Genomic DNA, 17,044 nt, shown 5'->3' on the forward strand with positions numbered 1-17,044 from the left:
CGCGGCGGGGCGCGCGGCGCGGGCGGTGGACGCTGGGTGGTGGGAGGGTGCCGATCTTCTCCTTCGCGGCGCGGGTGGGGGTCGCGCGGCGCGGTTGGCGGGCGCCGAACCGGGGATCAGCGGCGGGCGCCCTCGGGCCACAGCACCGAGACCGGGCGAAAGAGCGAGCGCGCGTAGGCCACCACGTCGGCGGTGCCGCCGGGGCCGCGCGCGGGCTGGCCGTCCCAGACGGCCACGAGCTGGTCGCAGCGCCGCACGAGCAGCCTTCCGGCCTCCAGGTGAGCCTCGGGGGTGGACTCGGTGCGGGGCAGCGTGTGCACGAGGACGGCCTGTCGCAGGAGGCGGTCGTAGACGGGGCGGTGCTCCTCGGGCAGCGCCTGGCGGTAGCCGGAGGCGGGGATGACCGCCTCCAGCGGGGCTCCGGCGGCGACGACGGCCTCGGCGAAGACGGCGTCGGCGCCGTCGGCCAGGCAGGACAGGCCCACCATCTCGCAGCCGTAGGGCTCCAGGTGGGCGGTGAGCAGCGCGGTGACGGTGCGTCGCACGCCGGGGGCCAGGTCTCGGTGACCGGTGACTCCGATGTGGATCACGGGACCTCCCTGATGGTCGCTTCGCGGTTTTCCTACCCCTGGGCGGCGGCGCCCCTCACCAGGGACAGGAGCCGGTCGTCCAGGTCGGCCACGCAGCGCGCCCGCGTTCCCGAGCAGCGGCGGCGAAAGGCCCGGACCCGGCCGATGATCCGCTCGGACTCGTAGCGCACGCCCGTGTTCAGCGCCTCGTGGACCAGGCGGAAGGCCTCGTCCACGTCCCCCGCGTCGGCGTGCGCCGAGGCCAGTTCCACCTGGAGGACCGCGGACTGCTTGGGGTTGCCCCCGTTGGGCGCGAACGCCTCGGCGAAGGCCCGCCGGGCGTCGTGCGGCTGGCGCAGCCGCACGCCCACCCGGGCGCGGTAACCGGCGACCTTGGTCTCGTCGAAGGCGAACACCCACGGCCAGGGCGGGTCGGTGTTGGCGGAGCGGGCCACCTCCCGCTCCGCCCGGCCCAGGGCGCGCGCGGCCGCAGCGCCGTCCCCGTTCCCGGCGTGCGCGAGCGCCCCCACGCAGGCCAGCCAGGCGCGCGCGGTGGGGTGGGCGGCGGGGCCCAGGACGTGTTCGGCCTCCTGGACCAGCCCCAGGCCCAGGTGGTGGTCCTCGGCGGTGTCGGTCTCGAAGGCAGCCAGGGAGCCCAGCATGTACACGTCGAGCAGGCGCATGTCCGCCTGGCGCGCGCGCGTCACGGCGGTGCGGTAGTGCGCCCTGGCCGACCCCATGTCCCCCCGGTCCGCGTGCAGCCAGGCGGCGAAGCCGGAGGCCTCGCTGGCCGCGGCGCTCAACTCGCCGTGGAAGGGCGTCCCGTGCGCCTGCCCACGCATGTGCTCGGCCAGATGCACGTGCGCCACAGCGCTGGGCAGCAGGTGGCGGGAGGGGGAGGTGGCGTCCATGCGGCGCTGGCCCCCGGTGATGGCGCGCAGGGAGGGCGCGGTCGTCTCGTTGACGGTGTCGGGGTACGGGTCCGACGCCACCGGGGCCGGAGCCGCACCGGTGGTGACGGTGGTGGCGGTGAGCAGGGCTCCCGCGGCCACCGCGCGTCCGAAGTCGCGGCGCCTCGTGGTGTCCACCCCCTTCTCGGCGGGACGGGCCTGGGGCGCGGTGCCGCCGAAACGCAGCATGTGCAGCGGGATGCCCAGGCGTCGGGCGAGGTCGTGTACCTGGCTGATGGTCAGCGACTGCTGGCCGTTGACCACGCGCGAGACCCAGCTCTGGGAGTAGTCGATCGCGCGGGCGAGGTCGCCCTGGGACCAGCCGTGCGCCGCGCGCACGCCCTCGATGATCGTCGCCATGTCACAGGTGGCCAGGGCACCCGCCATGCGGGGGCGTGTCCACAGGTCCGGTGGAAGAACGCCGTCTGGTTGGGACATGAGCTTAGGTTAGGGAATCCGGGCGCCGCTGGTGGCTATGTGTAAGAAAGAAGTACGTATGCGTGATCCGCATAGGACCGGCGGTTTTTCCTCCGGATACGGCAGAGTGCAAGGGTCGTTGGTCCCAGAAGGCGTCTGGGAAGGGGAGGGGAGTCCCGTTGACCGTTGAGACCCCGCCGACGGGGAGTCCGAGCCTGAGGTGTGCCCCGGGTACGGCCGGGCCGGTGGACCGCGTGGAGCTGACCAACCTCGCCCTGCGCGGGCTGGCCGCCGAGCTGCGCTCACGCGGGGTGGAGGCCCGTGAGGACGGGTTGTGCGGGGCGGTGGACGCCGGCCCCAGCACCCGGCCCCACCGCGCCCTGCTGCGGCCCCACCGCGGGGACCTGTGGTGGTGGATGCGCTGGCCGCTCCAGGACGGGCTGCCCACGGCGTTGGCGGGCGTGCCCATCTCACCGGTCGCGCACACCTCCACCGCCGCGCGGCGGATCGTGGTCGCCCTGTCCCTGTCCGTCGGCGAGGGCTGAGCGGGCGCGGTCCGCCGCGCGGAACGCCCCCGGCGTGATCCCGTAGGAGCGGCCGAACCACCGCGTCAGATGGCTCTGGTCGGTGAACCCCGACCGCGCGGAGGCCTCCGACAGCGGCACCCCCGCCGCGCACCGGCGTCCACGCCCCCGGCGCCGGGGACGCGGCGTCCGCACACCCGTGCGTTTCGACACCGGGGGCGCCGTGGCCGTGTACGGGCCCAGGGGGGACGTGGACAAGGCGGTCAGGGGGCTGCGCCCGCACCCCTAGGGCCGGGTGGCCCGGGCCGCCTCAGCCGGTCTCGGACTCGGCGGCGGCCAGGGCGGCGCCGACGATCCCGGCCGTGTTGAGCAGCGAGGCGGCCACCACGGGCGTGCGGATGTCCAGCAGCGGCAGGAACTTCTCCGCCTTGCGGCTGACCCCTCCGCCGACCACGATCAGGTCCGGCCACAGCAGGTCCTCCACGACCCGGTAGTAGCGCTGCAGCCGCTCGGTCGCCCACTCGCGGTAGGACAGCTCCTCGCGTTCCTTGGCGCCCGAGGAGGCCCGCGTCTCGGCGTCGTGGCCGTCGATCTCCAGGTGCCCGAACTCGGTGTTGGGCACCAGGCGCCCGTCCACCACCAGGGCGGTGCCGATCCCCGTGCCCAGGGTGGTCATCAGCACCACCCCCGGCACGTCCTTGGCCGCGCCGTAGCGGCTCTCGGCCACGGCGGCGGCGTCGGCGTCGTTGAGCACGCGCACCGGGCGGCCGGTGGCCTCGGCGAACAGCGACCGCGCGTCGGTGTCGATCCAGCTCTTGTCCAGGTTGGCCGCGGTGCGCACCACGCCCCCCTGCACCACGCCCGGGAAGGTCACGCCCAGGGGCATTCCCGCCGCCTCGGGGAAGTGCTCGGCGATCCCGTGCACGATCTCGGCCACCGCCTCGGGGTCGGAGCGGTCGGGGGTGAGGACCTTCATCCGCTCCTTGAGGAACTCGCCGGTGGTCAGGTCGACCGGCGCGCCCTTGATCCCGCTGCCGCCGATGTCGATTCCCAGCCCCGTGGTCAGCTGTGACATGGGTTGTCTTCTCCCGTGGTCCTCGTGTGGTGGTCGGGCGCGGTCAGGGGCCCGTCAGGCTGAATACTGCCCTGGGCGCGGGGATTTCGCACGCGGGGGCGCCCCGTGCCCGTTCGCCGCGGTACCGGGGGGCCGATACCCTGGGCGATCGCCCTGCCAACCAATAGCGACGTGGGAAGACGAGAGCGACGTTGACCGGTATCCATGGCCGCCGCGGCCCCTTCACCGACGGCGACACCGTGCAGTTGACCGACCCCAAGGGTCGCATGCACACCATCACCCTGCGAGAGGGCGCCGCCTTCCACTCCCACAAGGGCAAGGTCGACCACGACGACCTCATCGGACAGCCCGAGGGCAGTGTGGTGCGCTCCAACACCGGCACGGCCTACGTGGCGCTGCGCCCCCTGCTGATCGACTACACCCTGTCGATGAAGCGGGGCGCGACCATCGTCTACCCCAAGGACGCCGCCCAGGTGCTCGTGGAGGCCGACATCTTCCCCGGCGCGCGCGTGGTGGAGGCCGGGGCGGGCTCGGGGGCCATGTCCAACTGGCTGCTGCGCGCGGTCGGTGAGAGCGGCATGGTGCACTCCTACGAGCGCCGCGCCGACTTCGCCGAGATCGCCCGCAAGAACGTGGAGAGGTTCCACGGCGGTCCGCACCCGGCCTGGAAGCTCACCGTCGGCGACCTGGTGGAGGAGCTGGACGAGACCGACGTCGACCGCGTCTTCCTGGACATGCTCGCGCCCTGGGAGTGCCTGGACGCGGTCGCCGACGCCCTCATCCCGGGCGGGCTGGTGTGCTGCTACGTCGCCACCACCACCCAGCTCTCGCGCGTCGTGGAGCAGCTGCGCGAGGACCCCCGCTTCTACGAGCCGCGCTCGTGGGAGACCATGCTGCGCACCTGGCACGTGGAGGGCCTGGCGGTGCGCCCCGACCACCGCATGATCGGGCACACCGGTTTCCTGGTGGTCGCGCGCCGCCTGGCCGACGGGGCCGAGGCCCCCGAGCGACGCCGCCGTCCGGCCAAGGGCGCCTACGGCAAGGACTTCACCGCCGCGCGCGAGCAGGACCGGCGCGCGGACGGAGCGCGGGAGGCGACCCCGGCCGGGGAGGTCCGGGCGCTGGCCACCGACGCGGCGGTTCCCGAGGCGCCCCGGGGTGCCGAGGAGTCCGGCGGGGCGGCCGACGCCTCCGGCCCGCAGACCCCGGAGGGCGCTGTCGACCCTCAGGCCCCGGAGGACGGCGCCCGCGGCTGAGCTCCCGGCCCCTCACCCGAGCCCACCGACTGAGCCCGCCCGCGCGGGACGCACACCGCTCCTCACCGTGCGTCCCCGGCGCGGTCCCCACGGGGACCCGCCCGGGCGGGCTCCGGCGTGTGCGGGCGGGTCCGCTGACGTGCGCGGGGAGGGAGCGCCCGGAGGGGCGGACTCCTTGCCCGTGGCCGGACCCAGAGGTTACGTTCTCATTACGTCGGGTCATCCGCTAGCACTCTGACCTGTGCTGACGCAAGACCTGGAAATGAGGCCTACGACACTCTGCGGCCTTGGGAGGTTAGGAATAGGGCGAGGGTAGGTAGGCTCCGATGTAGTTCCTCATAGGGAGGTGGCGGACGTGGCTGAGCGCGACGACGAGCGTCAGAGCGACCGGGACCGTGAAGTCGAAGAACTCACGGCCCAGGTCTCCTACATGGAAAAGGAACTCAGCGTTGTTCGGCGCAAGCTCGCCGATTCGCCCCGGCATGTACGCCTGCTGGAGGAGCGGCTGAGGGAGGCACAGGCCAACCTCGCCGCCGCCAACGGCCAGAACGAACGGCTCGTCTCCACTTTGAAGGAGGCGCGCGAGCAGATCGTGGCGCTCAAGGAGGAGGTCGACCGGCTCGCCCAGCCGCCGTCGGGCTTCGGCGTCTACCTCGGTTCGCGCGAGGACGAGACCGTCGAGATCTTCACCAACGGCCGCAAGATGCGGGTCAACGTCAGTCCCTCGGTGGACCTGGACAACCTGCGCCCCGGCCAGGAGGTCATGCTCAACGAGGCCTTCAACGTCGTCGAGGTGGAGTCCTTCGAGACCGTCGGCGAGGTCGTCATGCTCAAGGAGATCCTTGAGGACGGCGAGCGCGCCCTGGTGATCTCCCACCACGACGAGGAGCGGATCGTCCGCCTGGCCGAGCCGCTGCGCGACGAGGCGATCCGCCCCGGCGACTCGCTGCTGCTGGAGCCGCGCTCGGGCTACGTCTACGAGCGCATCCCCAAGTCCGAGGTCGAGGAGCTCATCCTCGAAGAGGTCCCCGACATCGCCTACACCGACATCGGCGGCCTCTCCGGGCAGATCGAGATGATCCGCGACGCGGTCGAGCTGCCCTACCTGTACAAGGAGCTCTTCTACGAGCACAAGCTGCGCCCGCCCAAGGGCGTGCTGCTCTACGGCCCTCCCGGGTGCGGTAAGACGCTCATCGCCAAGGCGGTCGCCAACTCGCTGGCCAAGCAGGTCGCCGAGCGCACCGGCCGCGACGTCGGCAAGAGCTTCTTCCTCAACATCAAGGGCCCCGAGCTGCTCAACAAGTACGTGGGAGAGACCGAGCGGCACATCCGCCTGGTCTTCCAGCGCGCACGGGAGAAGGCCTCCGAGGGCACCCCGGTCATCGTCTTCTTCGACGAGATGGACTCGATCTTCCGCACCCGCGGCTCGGGTGTGTCCTCCGACGTGGAGAACACGATCGTGCCCCAGCTCCTGAGCGAGATCGACGGTGTGGAGGGCCTGGAGAACGTCATCGTCATCGGCGCCTCCAACCGCGAGGACATGATCGACCCGGCGATCCTGCGCCCCGGCCGCCTGGACGTCAAGATCAAGATCGAGCGGCCCGACGCCGAGGCGGCCCGCGACATCTTCGGCAAGTACATCACCACGGACCTGCCGCTGCACGACGAGGACCTCGTCGAGCACGGCGGTTCGGCCAGGGCCACGGTGGACGCCATGATCCAGCGGGTCGTGGAGCGCATGTACACCGAGGGCGAGGAGAACCGCTTCCTGGAGGTCACCTACGCCAACGGTGACAAGGAGGTCCTGTACTTCAAGGACTTCAACTCCGGCGCGATGATCGAGAACATCGTCTCCCGGGCCAAGAAGATGGCCATCAAGGACTTCATCGACCAGCAGTCCAAGGGCATCCGGGTCTCGCACCTGATGCAGGCCTGCGTCGACGAGTTCAGCGAGAACGAGGACCTGCCCAACACCACCAATCCCGACGACTGGGCGCGCATCTCCGGTAAGAAGGGCGAGCGCATCGTCTACATCCGGACCCTGGTCACGGGCAAGAAGGGCGCGGACTCCGGTCGGAGCATCGACACGGTGCCCAACACCGGCCAGTACCTGTAGGAACACGGCTGCAAGAGCGCTCCGAGGGGCCGACCGGACCACCGGTCGGCCCCTTCCCGTGCCGGTTGTCCCCGGGTCCCGTGACGGCAGGGTGATGACACTTTCCCGGAGGCGGAGCGGGCCGAGGAGTGCCCTCGCCGACGCCCGTTCGAATCCGGCTGACAGCCGAGGGCGGTTCCCGGGCGGGGTTGTGAGAGGCTCTGGTGCCACGGCCCGAACGGGTTCCGTGCCAGAGCACTACAGCATCGGAGACGACAGCAGTTATGGAAAGCTACGGGGTTCAACTCGGCCTCGTCCTTGTCCTCGTTCTCGTCAACGCCCTGTTCGCGGGGAGCGAGATCGCCCTGATCACCCTCCGGGAGGGGCAGATCAAACAGTTGGCGGCGCGGGGTCCCGGCGGCCGGGCGGTGGCTCGCCTGGCACGGGACCCCAACCGTTTCCTGGCCACCATCCAGATCGGCATCACCCTCGCGGGCTTCCTGGCCTCGGCCACCGCGGCCGTGTCCCTGGCGCAGCCCCTCATCGAGCCCCTGGGCTTCCTGGGCTCGGCCGCCAGCCCGGTGGCGATCGTCCTGGTGACCGTGCTCCTGTCCTTCGTCACGCTGGTCTTCGGAGAGCTGGCGCCCAAGCGCATCGCCATGCAGCGGGCCGAGACGTGGGCGGTGCTGGTCTCCCGACCGTTGGACCTGCTCGCCATGCTCTCCCGCCCCGTGGTGTGGCTGTTGAGCGTCTCCACCAACCTCGTGGTGCGCCTGACGGGCGGTGACCCCTCCGCGGCCAAGGAGGAGGTCAGCGAGGAGGAGCTGCGCGACATGCTCGCCACCCAGCGGGGCATGACCCGGGAGCAGCGCACCATCATCTCCGGAGCCTTCGAGATCGACGACCGGCGCCTGCGCCAGGTCGTCGTTCCCCGTGGTGAGGTGTTCACCATCCCCGCCCGCACGCCCGCGGCCCAGGCGGCGCAGATGCTCGCCGAACACGGGCACTCCCGGGCGCCGGTGGTCAACGACGACGACCTGGACGACGTGCTCGGTGTCGTGCACTGGTCCGACCTGGTGCGCGGTGGGGCCGACGCCGGAGAACTGGCCCGCGAACCGCTGCTCCTGCCTGATTCCCTGGTGGTGTCGTTGGCCCTGCGCCGCATGATCGCCGAACACCAGCAGCTGGGCGTGGTCATCAACGAGGTCGGTGGCGTCGACGGCATCGTGAGCCTGGAGGACCTGCTGGAGGAGATCGTCGGGGAGATCTACGACGAGACCGATTCCGACATACGCACCGTGACCCGCAACGCCGACGGGTCCTTCACCCTGCCCGGGACCTATCCCGTGCACGACCTGCCCGACATCGACATTCATCTGGACGACCTGCCCGAAGGGGACTACGTCACCGTCGCCGGGCTGGTCATCGCGGTGCTGGGCCACATCCCCCAGGAGCCGGGGGAAGAGGTGGTGCTGGACTCCTGGAAGGCCAGGATCGACCAGGCCAACGGGCGCACCGTCACCCAGGTGACCATGTCCCCCGCGGCGTAACACCGCGCGGCCCGCCCGGACGCGCTGTACCGCTGCCCTGGTACCGGCCAGTGCCTGTGGAAACGCACTCCGAGAGCGCCTTGGGGGGCCGACCGGACCACCGGTCGGCCCCTTCCCGCGCCGGTCGCGTCCGGTCCCCGTGACGGCGGGGCGATGGTGCTCTGGGTCCCCGCGCTGGTTGGCCGGGCGCGGCACGGGCCAGGCGCTCCGGGCACATCAGGTGAGCGGTCGCCGGGGGCGGCGGCCCCCGGCTCCGCGTCCCGCTGACCGGGACGCCGCCCCCGCCCGGCGGGAGCGGACCGGCGCCGACCGGGTGTGGGGCCTTCGTACGTCGTGACCTGCGAGGGGGCGGCACGCCGCGGTACCGCGCAACGCCCCAGAACACGGCACTTGGGCCACAATTGGCGCGGAAGCGTTCAAGACCACGCCTCGGTGGATAACCTCTCACCATGAGTGTGCGGCGGATTATGGGTATCGAGACCGAGTACGGGATCTCCGTACCAGGCAACCCCGGGGCCAACGCGATGGTCACCTCCACCCAGGTGGTCAACGCCTATCTGGCCGCCTCGGCGGCCCGGGCGCGGCGCGCCCGCTGGGACTTCGAGGAGGAGAACCCGCTGCGCGACGCGCGCGGCTTCGACCTGGCGCGTGAGGTCGCCGATCCCACGCAGCTCACCGACGAGGACCTGGGCCTGGCCAACGTCATCCTCACCAACGGCGCCCGCCTGTACGTGGACCACGCCCACCCCGAGTACTCGGCGCCCGAGGTCACCAACCCGCGCGACGCGGTGCTGTGGGACAAGGCGGGGGAGCGGGTGATGGCCGACGCCGCCGCGCGGGCGGGCGCCACCCCGGGCATCGAGCCGATCCAGCTGTACAAGAACAACACCGACAACAAGGGCGCCTCCTACGGCTGCCACGAGAACTACCTGATGCACCGGTCGACGCCGTTCGGCGACATCGTCCGGCACCTGATCCCGTTCTTCGTCTCCCGCCAGGTGGTGTGCGGGGCGGGCAAGGTCGGCATCGGCTCCGACGGGCAGGGCAGCGGGTTCCAGATCTCCCAGCGCGCCGACTTCTTCGAGGTCGAGGTGGGGCTGGAGACCACCCTCAAGCGCCCCATCATCAACACCAGGGACGAACCGCACGCCGACCCCGACCAGTACCGGCGGCTGCACGTCATCATCGGCGACGCCAACATGAGCGAGATCTCCACCTACCTCAAGCTGGGGACGACGGCGCTGGTGCTGTCGATGATCGAGGACGGGTTCCTGAGCGCGGACCTGTCCCTGGAGACCCCGGTGGCCGACCTGCGGGAGGTCTCGCACGACCCCGGCCTCACCCACCGGGTGCGGCTGCGCGACGGGCGGCGGATGACCGCGCTGGAACTCCAGTGCGAGTACCTGGACCAGGCCCGCAAGTACGTGGAGGACCGCTTCGGCACCGACGTGGACCCCGACACCGCCGACGTCCTGGACCGCTGGGAGTCGGTGCTCAACCGGCTGGGCGCCGACCCGATGAGCCTGGCCGACGAGCTGGACTGGGTGGCCAAACTCAAGGTGTTGGAGGGCTACCGCTCCCGTGACTCCCTGGAGTGGTCGCACCCCCGCCTGCAACTGGTGGACCTGCAGTACTCCGACGTGCGGGCGGACAAGGGCATCTACAACCGGCTGGTGGCGCGCGGGCGGATGAAGCGCCTGCTGGAGGAGGCCCAGGTGGACCGGGCGGTCACCGAGCCGCCGGAGGACACCCGCGCCTACTTCCGCGGGCGCTGCCTGGCCAAGTACGCCGACGAGGTGGCCGCCGCCTCCTGGGACTCGGTGATCTTCGACCTGCCGGGCTACGACTCGCTCCAGCGGGTGCCGACCCTGGAGCCGCGCCGGGGCACCAAGGAACACGTGGGGAAGCTGCTGGACGCCTCCCCGACCGCGGCCGACCTGGTGGCGGTGCTCACCGGAGGCCGCTGACCGGCGGGAGTCCGCCCCCCGGGGGCCGCGGACGCCCGCCCGCGTCCGCGGCCCCCGCAGGGGCGCCTCAGGTGTGCCAGGTGCCGTCGTGGCAGCGGACGGGCTCCAGGCTCAGGGCGGTCCACAGCTCCAGCCGGGTGCGGGGCTCGTCCAGGCGGCGTCCCATGACCCGCTCGGCGGCGCGCAGCCGCGAACGCAGGGTGTTGCGGTGCACGCCCAGGTCCCGGGCGGTCGCCTCCACCTGTGCGCTGTTGTCCAGGTAGTGGCGCAGGGTGTGCGCCAGTTCCGTGCCGTTGCGGACGTCGTGGGCGCGCAGCCTGCCCAGGACAGCCTGGTCGAAGGCGCGCGCCCCCTCGGCCGGGACCGCCGAGCGCAGCAGCGCCCAGGCGTCGGTCTCGTCCACGTGCCGGTACCCCTCCGTCGCGGCCTGGCGCGCCCGGTCCACGGCCGAGGACAGGTCCTCGGGTCCCCGGGCGGTGCAGGCCCCGGCCGCGACCGGGCCCCCGTCCGGGGCGGACAGCGCCTCGAACAGGCGCCTGCCCGGGCGGGGTGCGCCCCCGCCGTCGGGCAGGACGGCCACCAGCACGTCCTCCAGGACGCACAGAGCGCTGTCGCGCGCGGCGGCGGTGTCGCCGAGCACGTCGGTCAGCGCGTCCGCCGCGTGGTCCAGCAGCCGGTCGGGCGAGGGGGTCCGCAGGCACACCACCTCCCAGGGCGGGACGGGCAGGGGCAGGGGCGCCCGGGGCCGCCCCGTCACCGCGGCGAGCAGGACCGGGGCGCGTTCGCGGTACAGCGCCCGCCGGGCGTGGCGCGAGTGCAGCAGGTCCACCGCCAGCAGTGAGGCCGCGTGGTTGGCCAGCATGCGCACGTGCGGCGTCACCGGGGACGTGCAGCGCAGAGCCAGCCAGCCCAGGGTCCGGCCGGTGGGCCCCAGCGTCTGGAGGAGGACGCTCGCCTCCCCGTCGGCCAGCACCGTCATCCCGCGCGGGCGCCCCGCCAGGGCCGAGCGCACCAGCGCGTGCCAGGGGGGTTCGGTGTCGGGCACGGCCGCGCTCGTCATCCCGTTGCGGTCCAACAGCAGCGACGCCCCCGAGGTGGCCGAGGACAGCTCGCCCATCACCCCGGCCGGGCCCGAGCGCAGCGACGCGCGCGCCATCGCGTCCTGCGCGGTGAGCACCCGGTGCTGTTCGCGCGTGCGCTCGGCCGCGTAGTGGTCGGCCACCGCCTCCACCACCGCGACGAAGGGGGTCTCGCCCTCCACGCGCAGGATCGGCAGGCCCAGGGCGTCGCCCTCCTCCAGAACCTCGGGAGGGACCTCGCGCCGCCACACGTCCACGGCCAACCCCAGGCCGGCGCACCCGGCCCCGTGCAGCCGGCGCACGTAGGCGCGGCGCGCCCGCTCGTCGGCGCCCAGCCCCAGCCCGACCGTGAGCACCAGCTCCCCGCCGCGCAGCCAGCGCACCGGGTCGTGCAGCTCGATCACGTGCGCCCAGCGGATCGCCCGGTCCAGGCCGGAGCGGCCCGCCGCCACCCGCACCTCCAGGTCCGGGTCGGCCGTGATGTCGCGGACCGTGATCGCCAACGCCCCTACCTCCTGCCTCGCGGGTTGTGCACTGTGCACATGTGTAACAGCTGGCGCGGTGCACACCGTCCCGGCGCGTACGGCTGGGGAGTGTCTACGGTCACAACAACACCCGAACCACCGGTCGTGACCCGCGGTGGCGCCCGTCCGCGACGTGTCGGCGGCGCCGCGCCGGTCCGCGGCGCCGCCGACCGGACGACCCGGCCCGGGGCCGCACCGAACGCGCAACGGAGTACACATGTCAGAGCGGACCGCCCCCACGTCCTCGCACCCCGCGCGTGCGGCCGTGGCGGCCTTCGTCGGCACCACCATCGAGTGGTTCGACTTCTACGTCTACGCCACGGCCGCCAGCCTGGTGTTCGGCACCCTGTTCTTCCCGCCCGGCACCGACCCGGTGATCGGCTTGATGGCCTCCTTCGCCACCTTCTCGGTGGGCTTCTTCGCCCGACCGCTGGGCGGCCTGGTCTTCGGCCACTTCGGCGACCGCCTGGGCCGCAAGTCCGCGCTGGTCGTCACCCTGTTGATGATGGGCACGGCCACGTTCTGCGTGGGTCTGCTGCCCACCTACGAGCAGGCGGGGTTCCTCGCCCCGGCGCTGCTGGTCCTGCTGCGCTTCGTCCAGGGCATCGCCGTGGGCGGGGAGTGGGGCGGCGCCGTCCTGATGGCGGTCGAGCACGCCCCCGAGGACCGCAAGACCTTCTACGGCTCCTTCGCCCAGCTCGGCAACCCGGCCGGTGCGCTGCTGGCCACGGGCTCGTTCGGGCTCATCGCCGCCTGGGACGCCGACCTGCTCCACACCTGGGGCTGGCGCCTGCCCTTCCTCGCCTCGGTCCTGCTGGTCCTGGTGGGCCTGTTCATCCGCCTGAAGGTGGAGGAGTCGCCGGTCTTCGAGGCCATGCGCGAGGACACCGACCAGCCGCGGGAGCTGCCGCTGCGCGAGGCCGTGCGCGGTTCCTGGCGCCCGCTGCTGCTGGGCATCGGCGTCCTGCCGGTGGCCGTCGGCGGCTACTACGTCGTCACCACCTTCCTCCAGGCCTACGGCGTCACCGAGGTCGGCATCAGCGAGCAGGTCATCCTCAGCGGCCTGAGCCTGGCCGCGTTCGTCGAACTCGTCGCGACCCTGGGCGTGTCCTGGCTGGGCGACCGCTTCGGCACCGTCCGCGTCGTCACCATCGGACTGGTCGGCGTCATCGTGCTGGCGCTTCCCCAGTTCCTGGTGCTGGAGACCGGCAGTACCGTGCTGATCTTCGTGGTGCTGTGCGTGATGCGCCTGGCCATGGCCGCGGTCTACGGGCCCATCGCCCGCGTGCTCGCCCAGATGTTCCCGCCGCGCACCCGCTACACCAGCATCTCCATCGCCTACCAGGTCGCGGGGGCGATCTTCGGCGGCCTGTCGCCGATCGTGTGCACCGCCCTGCTCGCCGCCACCGGCAGCATCCTGCCGGTGGCGGGCCTGCTCATGGCCATGGCCGTGGTGAGCATCCTGTGCCTGGCCCGGGCGCCGCGCCACCGCGACAGCGACCTCGCCACCGCCTGAGGCCCCCGTTTCGTGCCCGCAGGGGGCCGGGGGAAGCGACCTCACACCCCTGTGGCCGCGGGCCCCGCGGCCCGCACCGCCGTGGCCCGCACCGCCGTGGCCCGGGCCGCCGCGCCCGCGAGCGGCGGCCCGACCGCCGCGCGGCCCCTCCGGGCGCCGCGCGTCCCCCCCCCGCACCGCCGCCGGGCCGACCGGTCCGGCGCCAGCCCACCGAGGAGGAATCCCACCCGTGTCCGGTCTGCTCATCCACAACGCCAACGTCCTGACCATGGACGACGCCAACCCCCGGGCCCGCGCCGTGGCCGTGCGCGAGGGCCGGGTCCGCCTGGCCGGGGACACCGAGGCCGCCCGCGCCGCCGCGGGCCCGGGCGCGGTGGAGGTGGACGCGGGCGGACGGACCGTCCTGCCCGGGTTCATCGACCCGCACAACCACCTGCTCTCCACCGCCGAGTCGCTGGCCGCCGTCGACGCCGGGTACCCCCGGGTGGGCAGCGCCGCCGACCTGGTCGCCGTCATCGGGGCCGAGGCCGAGCGCACCCCGCCCGGCCAGTGGATCCGCGCCTTCCACATGGACGACGCCAAGTTCCCGGGAGGGCGGCCCACTCGCCGCGACCTGGACGGGGCCACCGGGGAGCACCCGGTCATCGTCTACCACGTCTCGGGCCACCAGGCCGTGGTCAACTCCGCCGCCCTGGCCTGGAGCGGTATCGGCGAGGACGTCCCCGACCCGGCGGGCGGCTCCTTCGTGCGCGACGAGGGCGGGCGCCTGACGGGCATGGTCCTGGACTCGGCCATGGAGCTGCTGCTGCCCCTGGCCGTGGACATCGGCTGCCACGGCCCCAACTTCCACACCGACCTGCCCGCCGAACAGCTCCTGGGCTGGTTGGCCGCCGCGGCCGACCCCTACCTGTCGGCCGGGGTCACCACCGTGTGCGACCCGCAGGTCTCGGCACGCGAGCTGCGCGTGTACCGGGCCGCCCGCGCGGCCGGGACCCTGCCGCTGCGCACGTTCGGCATGCCGCTGTCCCACCAGCTGGACGCGCTCACCTCCGCCGGGCTGGCCAGCCCCTTCGGCGACGACTGGCTGCGGCTGACCGGCATGAAGTTCTACTCCGACGGCACCCTGCTGGGCGGCACCGCCAAGTTCAGCGTCCCCTACGGCGAGCACGGCGAGTTCGCGGGCAGCCTCTACCACCACCCCGACCAGCTCGTGGACCTGGTCACGCGGGCCGCCGCGGAGGGCTGGCAGGTGGCCGTCCACACCCAGGGCGACGCGGCCATGGACAACACCCTGGCCGCCATCGCCTCGGCCGCGCGGGTGTCGGGCCCCGACCCGCGCCCGCGCGTGGAGCACTGCGGTTACCCCACCCCGGAGCAGGCCAAGCGCTTCACCGACTACGGCGTCATCCCCGTCAACCAGCCCAACTTCCTGTACGACAGCGGCGGCGACTTCCTGCGCCGCCTGGGGGAGCGGGCCCACCGGCTCCAGCCCATGCGCGAGGAACTGGACCTGGGGCTGCGCCCGGTGCTCTCCAGCGACTCCTTCGTCTCCAGCCTGCGCCCGATGGACACCGTGGCCAACGCGGTGTGCCGCACCACCCGCGAGGGCCGGGAGATCGGCGTCGAGCAGGCCGTCACCCTGCACGAGGCCCTGCGCGCCCACACCCTGGACGCCGCGCACGCGCTGGGCGTGGAGGACCGCCTGGGAGCGCTGCGCCCCGGACACCTGGCCGACCTGGTGGTGCTGGACCGCGACGTGGAGGCCCTGCCCGCCGAGCGGCTGCGCGAGGTCGACGCGTGGATGACGGTGCTCGACGGCCGCGTCGTCCACCGCGCCCCCTGAGTCCCGGCCGGGACCGTGCCCGGTCGCGCCTCCCGCCGGCTTGCGCCCGCCGTCCGCGCGAGCCCCCACGGTTTCCGGCCGCCCGGGGCCGCCGGACACGGGCGTCCCCCGCCCGCGCCTGCGCGCGGACGGGGGACGTGCTGGAGGGTGTGTCAGCTGGTGCGGATCCTGACGCCCCAGGAGTTGATCATCGGGGTGACCTCCTGGTAGTAGGTCGTGCCGCCGACGGAGCAGTTGCCGGAGCCGCCGGAGGTGACGCCCTGGGCCTGCGAGCCGGAGATGAACGAACCGCCGGAGTCACCGGGCTCGGCGCACACGTTGGTACGGGTGAGCGAGTAGACGGTGCCCTGCGGGTAGCGCACGGTCTGGTTGCGGGCCTGGATGGTGCCGCAGTGCCAGCCGGTGGTGGAGCCGGAGCGGCACACGGCCGAGCCGGCCGGGGCCTGGCTGGTACCGGTCACCGACTGGTAGCCGCCGGAGTTGTAGCGCGAGACCAGGTTGGTCAGGGTGAAGTTGGAGGTACCGCGGACGAAGGCGGCGTCGTTGCCGGGGAAGACCGAGTTCTGGAAGGTGCCGGTGCCGTTGCCGATGGTCACGCCGGTGCCGACGGTGCCGCAGTGGCCGGCGGTGACGAAACCGGGCTGACCGGCGCTGTTGGTCGCGGCGAAGCCGACGGAGCAGCGGCCGCCCATGTAGTAGGCCAGGCCGCCGATGATGTCGGCGTAGACCTGCGGGGCCTCCTCGGTCTCCTCCACCCGGACCGAGGAGGAGTCCACACCGGCGTCGGCGAGCAGGGCGGCGACGTCGGCGTCGGAGCCCTCCAGCACCTCGACCACGACGGTGTCGCTCTCCACGTCCGGGTACCAGCCGAGGACGCTCTCGGGAACCTCGGCGCCGTTGAGGTCCTCGACGACCTCGGTCAGGCCCTCGGTGCCGTGGGAGACGACGGTGGCCTGGGCTCCGGTGGCCTCGACCGCCTCGACGGCGGAGGCGTCGGTGACCAGCACGGTGAGTTCGAGGGTCTCGGTGTCGAACAGGGAACCGCCGTAGGCCTCGCCCGCGGCCTCGGTGGCCTCGGCGTCGGTCTCGATGGCGGCTTCCTGCGCCGAGAGCAGCTCCTCGGCCTCGGCCGAGGTGAGGTCGAGGTCGCGCTTGAGCGCCTCGGTCATGCTGGCGGCGCTGTCGTCGGCGACGGGGGTCTGGGGGACGGGGGCCGGCGCCGCGAGGGCTCCGGGGGCCATGGCCAGTGCCATGCCGAAGGCCAGGGCTCCTGTGCCCACGGCGGAGATGATGCTGGAGGGTCTCATGGGGGTCCCTACTCTCCAAGGGGGATAGACGGGGGATTCAGGGCTTCGCGTTCCTGTAGGAGCGAAAAGCCCCTTTCGGGGATCGAAGTTGATCCGATTCCCGAAATTCACCGAGACGTCCGGTAAACGATCACCAACATAAGTGCACACTTTGACGCTGCAAAGACCCGTGTGGTGTGTATTCATTCAGAAGGATGAGGGATTGTCCCATGACCCTTCGTTTCGCGATGGCTACGCGTAGTCGCTCTGCGTGCGACCTTGCGATCCTCGCGTTCGTCCGGTGACGGAGTGAAGCGGGGTCGTCGTGTCAAGGAGTGCTTCGTGGCCGGATGCGGACGCCGGTACCGGGTGCCATCCGTAACACCACGGCTA

At 72.6% G+C, this 17,044-nt stretch carries 12 protein-coding genes; 7 read left to right on the forward strand and 5 right to left on the reverse strand.

The features are described from left to right. Positions 1 to 116: 116 nt before the first annotated feature. Both UIS43_RS01105 and UIS43_RS01110 read right to left on the reverse strand, forming a co-directional pair. Complete coding sequence (locus UIS43_RS01105; protein WP_013152518.1) at positions 117 to 590, reverse strand: hypothetical protein; 474 nt, start codon at positions 588 to 590, stop codon at positions 117 to 119. A gap of 32 nt (positions 591 to 622) precedes the next feature. Continuing rightward, entirely contained in the window at positions 623 to 1,906 is a 1,284-nt protein-coding gene (locus UIS43_RS01110; RefSeq protein ID WP_013152519.1) for a helix-turn-helix transcriptional regulator, read from the reverse strand. A gap of 209 nt (positions 1,907 to 2,115) precedes the next feature. Between UIS43_RS01110 and UIS43_RS01115 the strand changes: the two genes are divergently transcribed. After that, positions 2,116 to 2,481, forward strand: a complete 366-nt coding sequence (locus tag UIS43_RS01115; RefSeq protein ID WP_013152520.1) for a hypothetical protein — start codon at positions 2,116 to 2,118, stop codon at positions 2,479 to 2,481. Between the two features lie 289 nt (positions 2,482 to 2,770). Here UIS43_RS01115 and ppgK read toward each other — a convergent pair whose 3' ends face one another. Continuing rightward, positions 2,771 to 3,535: a polyphosphate--glucose phosphotransferase gene (gene ppgK, locus UIS43_RS01120; protein WP_358414170.1), complete on the reverse strand. Its 765-nt coding sequence runs from the start codon at positions 3,533 to 3,535 to the stop codon at positions 2,771 to 2,773. 191 nt (positions 3,536 to 3,726) lie between these two features. Between ppgK and UIS43_RS01125 the strand changes: the two genes are divergently transcribed. The 4 genes from UIS43_RS01125 (at position 3,727) to dop (ending at position 10,403) form a co-directional block, all read left to right on the forward strand. Beyond that, complete coding sequence (locus UIS43_RS01125) at positions 3,727 to 4,791, forward strand: tRNA (adenine-N1)-methyltransferase (RefSeq protein ID WP_013152522.1); 1,065 nt, start codon at positions 3,727 to 3,729, stop codon at positions 4,789 to 4,791. 346 nt (positions 4,792 to 5,137) lie between these two features. Then, on the forward strand, positions 5,138 to 6,907 hold the full coding sequence (gene arc / locus UIS43_RS01130; RefSeq protein ID WP_019609145.1) for a proteasome ATPase: 1,770 nt from the start codon (positions 5,138 to 5,140) through the stop codon (positions 6,905 to 6,907). A 263-nt stretch (positions 6,908 to 7,170) separates the two neighbouring features. After that, complete coding sequence (locus UIS43_RS01135) at positions 7,171 to 8,436, forward strand: hemolysin family protein (RefSeq protein ID WP_013152524.1); 1,266 nt, start codon at positions 7,171 to 7,173, stop codon at positions 8,434 to 8,436. A gap of 449 nt (positions 8,437 to 8,885) precedes the next feature. Beyond that, entirely contained in the window at positions 8,886 to 10,403 is a 1,518-nt protein-coding gene (dop, locus tag UIS43_RS01140; protein WP_013152525.1) for a depupylase/deamidase Dop, read from the forward strand. A 67-nt stretch (positions 10,404 to 10,470) separates the two neighbouring features. Here dop and UIS43_RS01145 read toward each other — a convergent pair whose 3' ends face one another. Next, a complete protein-coding gene (locus UIS43_RS01145) occupies positions 10,471 to 11,985 on the reverse strand; it encodes a PucR family transcriptional regulator (protein ID WP_358455591.1) in 1,515 nt (504 codons plus the stop codon). A gap of 238 nt (positions 11,986 to 12,223) precedes the next feature. Here UIS43_RS01145 and UIS43_RS01150 point away from each other — a divergent pair, with 238 nt between their 5' ends. Both UIS43_RS01150 and UIS43_RS01155 read left to right on the forward strand, forming a co-directional pair. Continuing rightward, on the forward strand, positions 12,224 to 13,522 hold the full coding sequence (locus UIS43_RS01150) for an MFS transporter (RefSeq protein ID WP_013152527.1): 1,299 nt from the start codon (positions 12,224 to 12,226) through the stop codon (positions 13,520 to 13,522). Positions 13,523 to 13,751: 229 nt separating this feature from the next. Beyond that, positions 13,752 to 15,365 (forward strand): amidohydrolase, encoded by a 1,614-nt coding sequence (locus tag UIS43_RS01155; protein WP_013152528.1) that lies wholly within the window; start codon positions 13,752 to 13,754, stop codon positions 15,363 to 15,365. A gap of 152 nt (positions 15,366 to 15,517) precedes the next feature. Here UIS43_RS01155 and UIS43_RS01160 read toward each other — a convergent pair whose 3' ends face one another. Next, a complete protein-coding gene (locus UIS43_RS01160) occupies positions 15,518 to 16,672 on the reverse strand; it encodes a S1 family peptidase (protein WP_013152529.1) in 1,155 nt (384 codons plus the stop codon). Positions 16,673 to 17,044: the final 372 nt, after the last annotated feature.

This window comes from Nocardiopsis sp. LDBS0036, from assembly GCF_041228755.1.
Lineage (GTDB): Bacteria > Actinomycetota > Actinomycetes > Streptosporangiales > Streptosporangiaceae > Nocardiopsis > Nocardiopsis dassonvillei.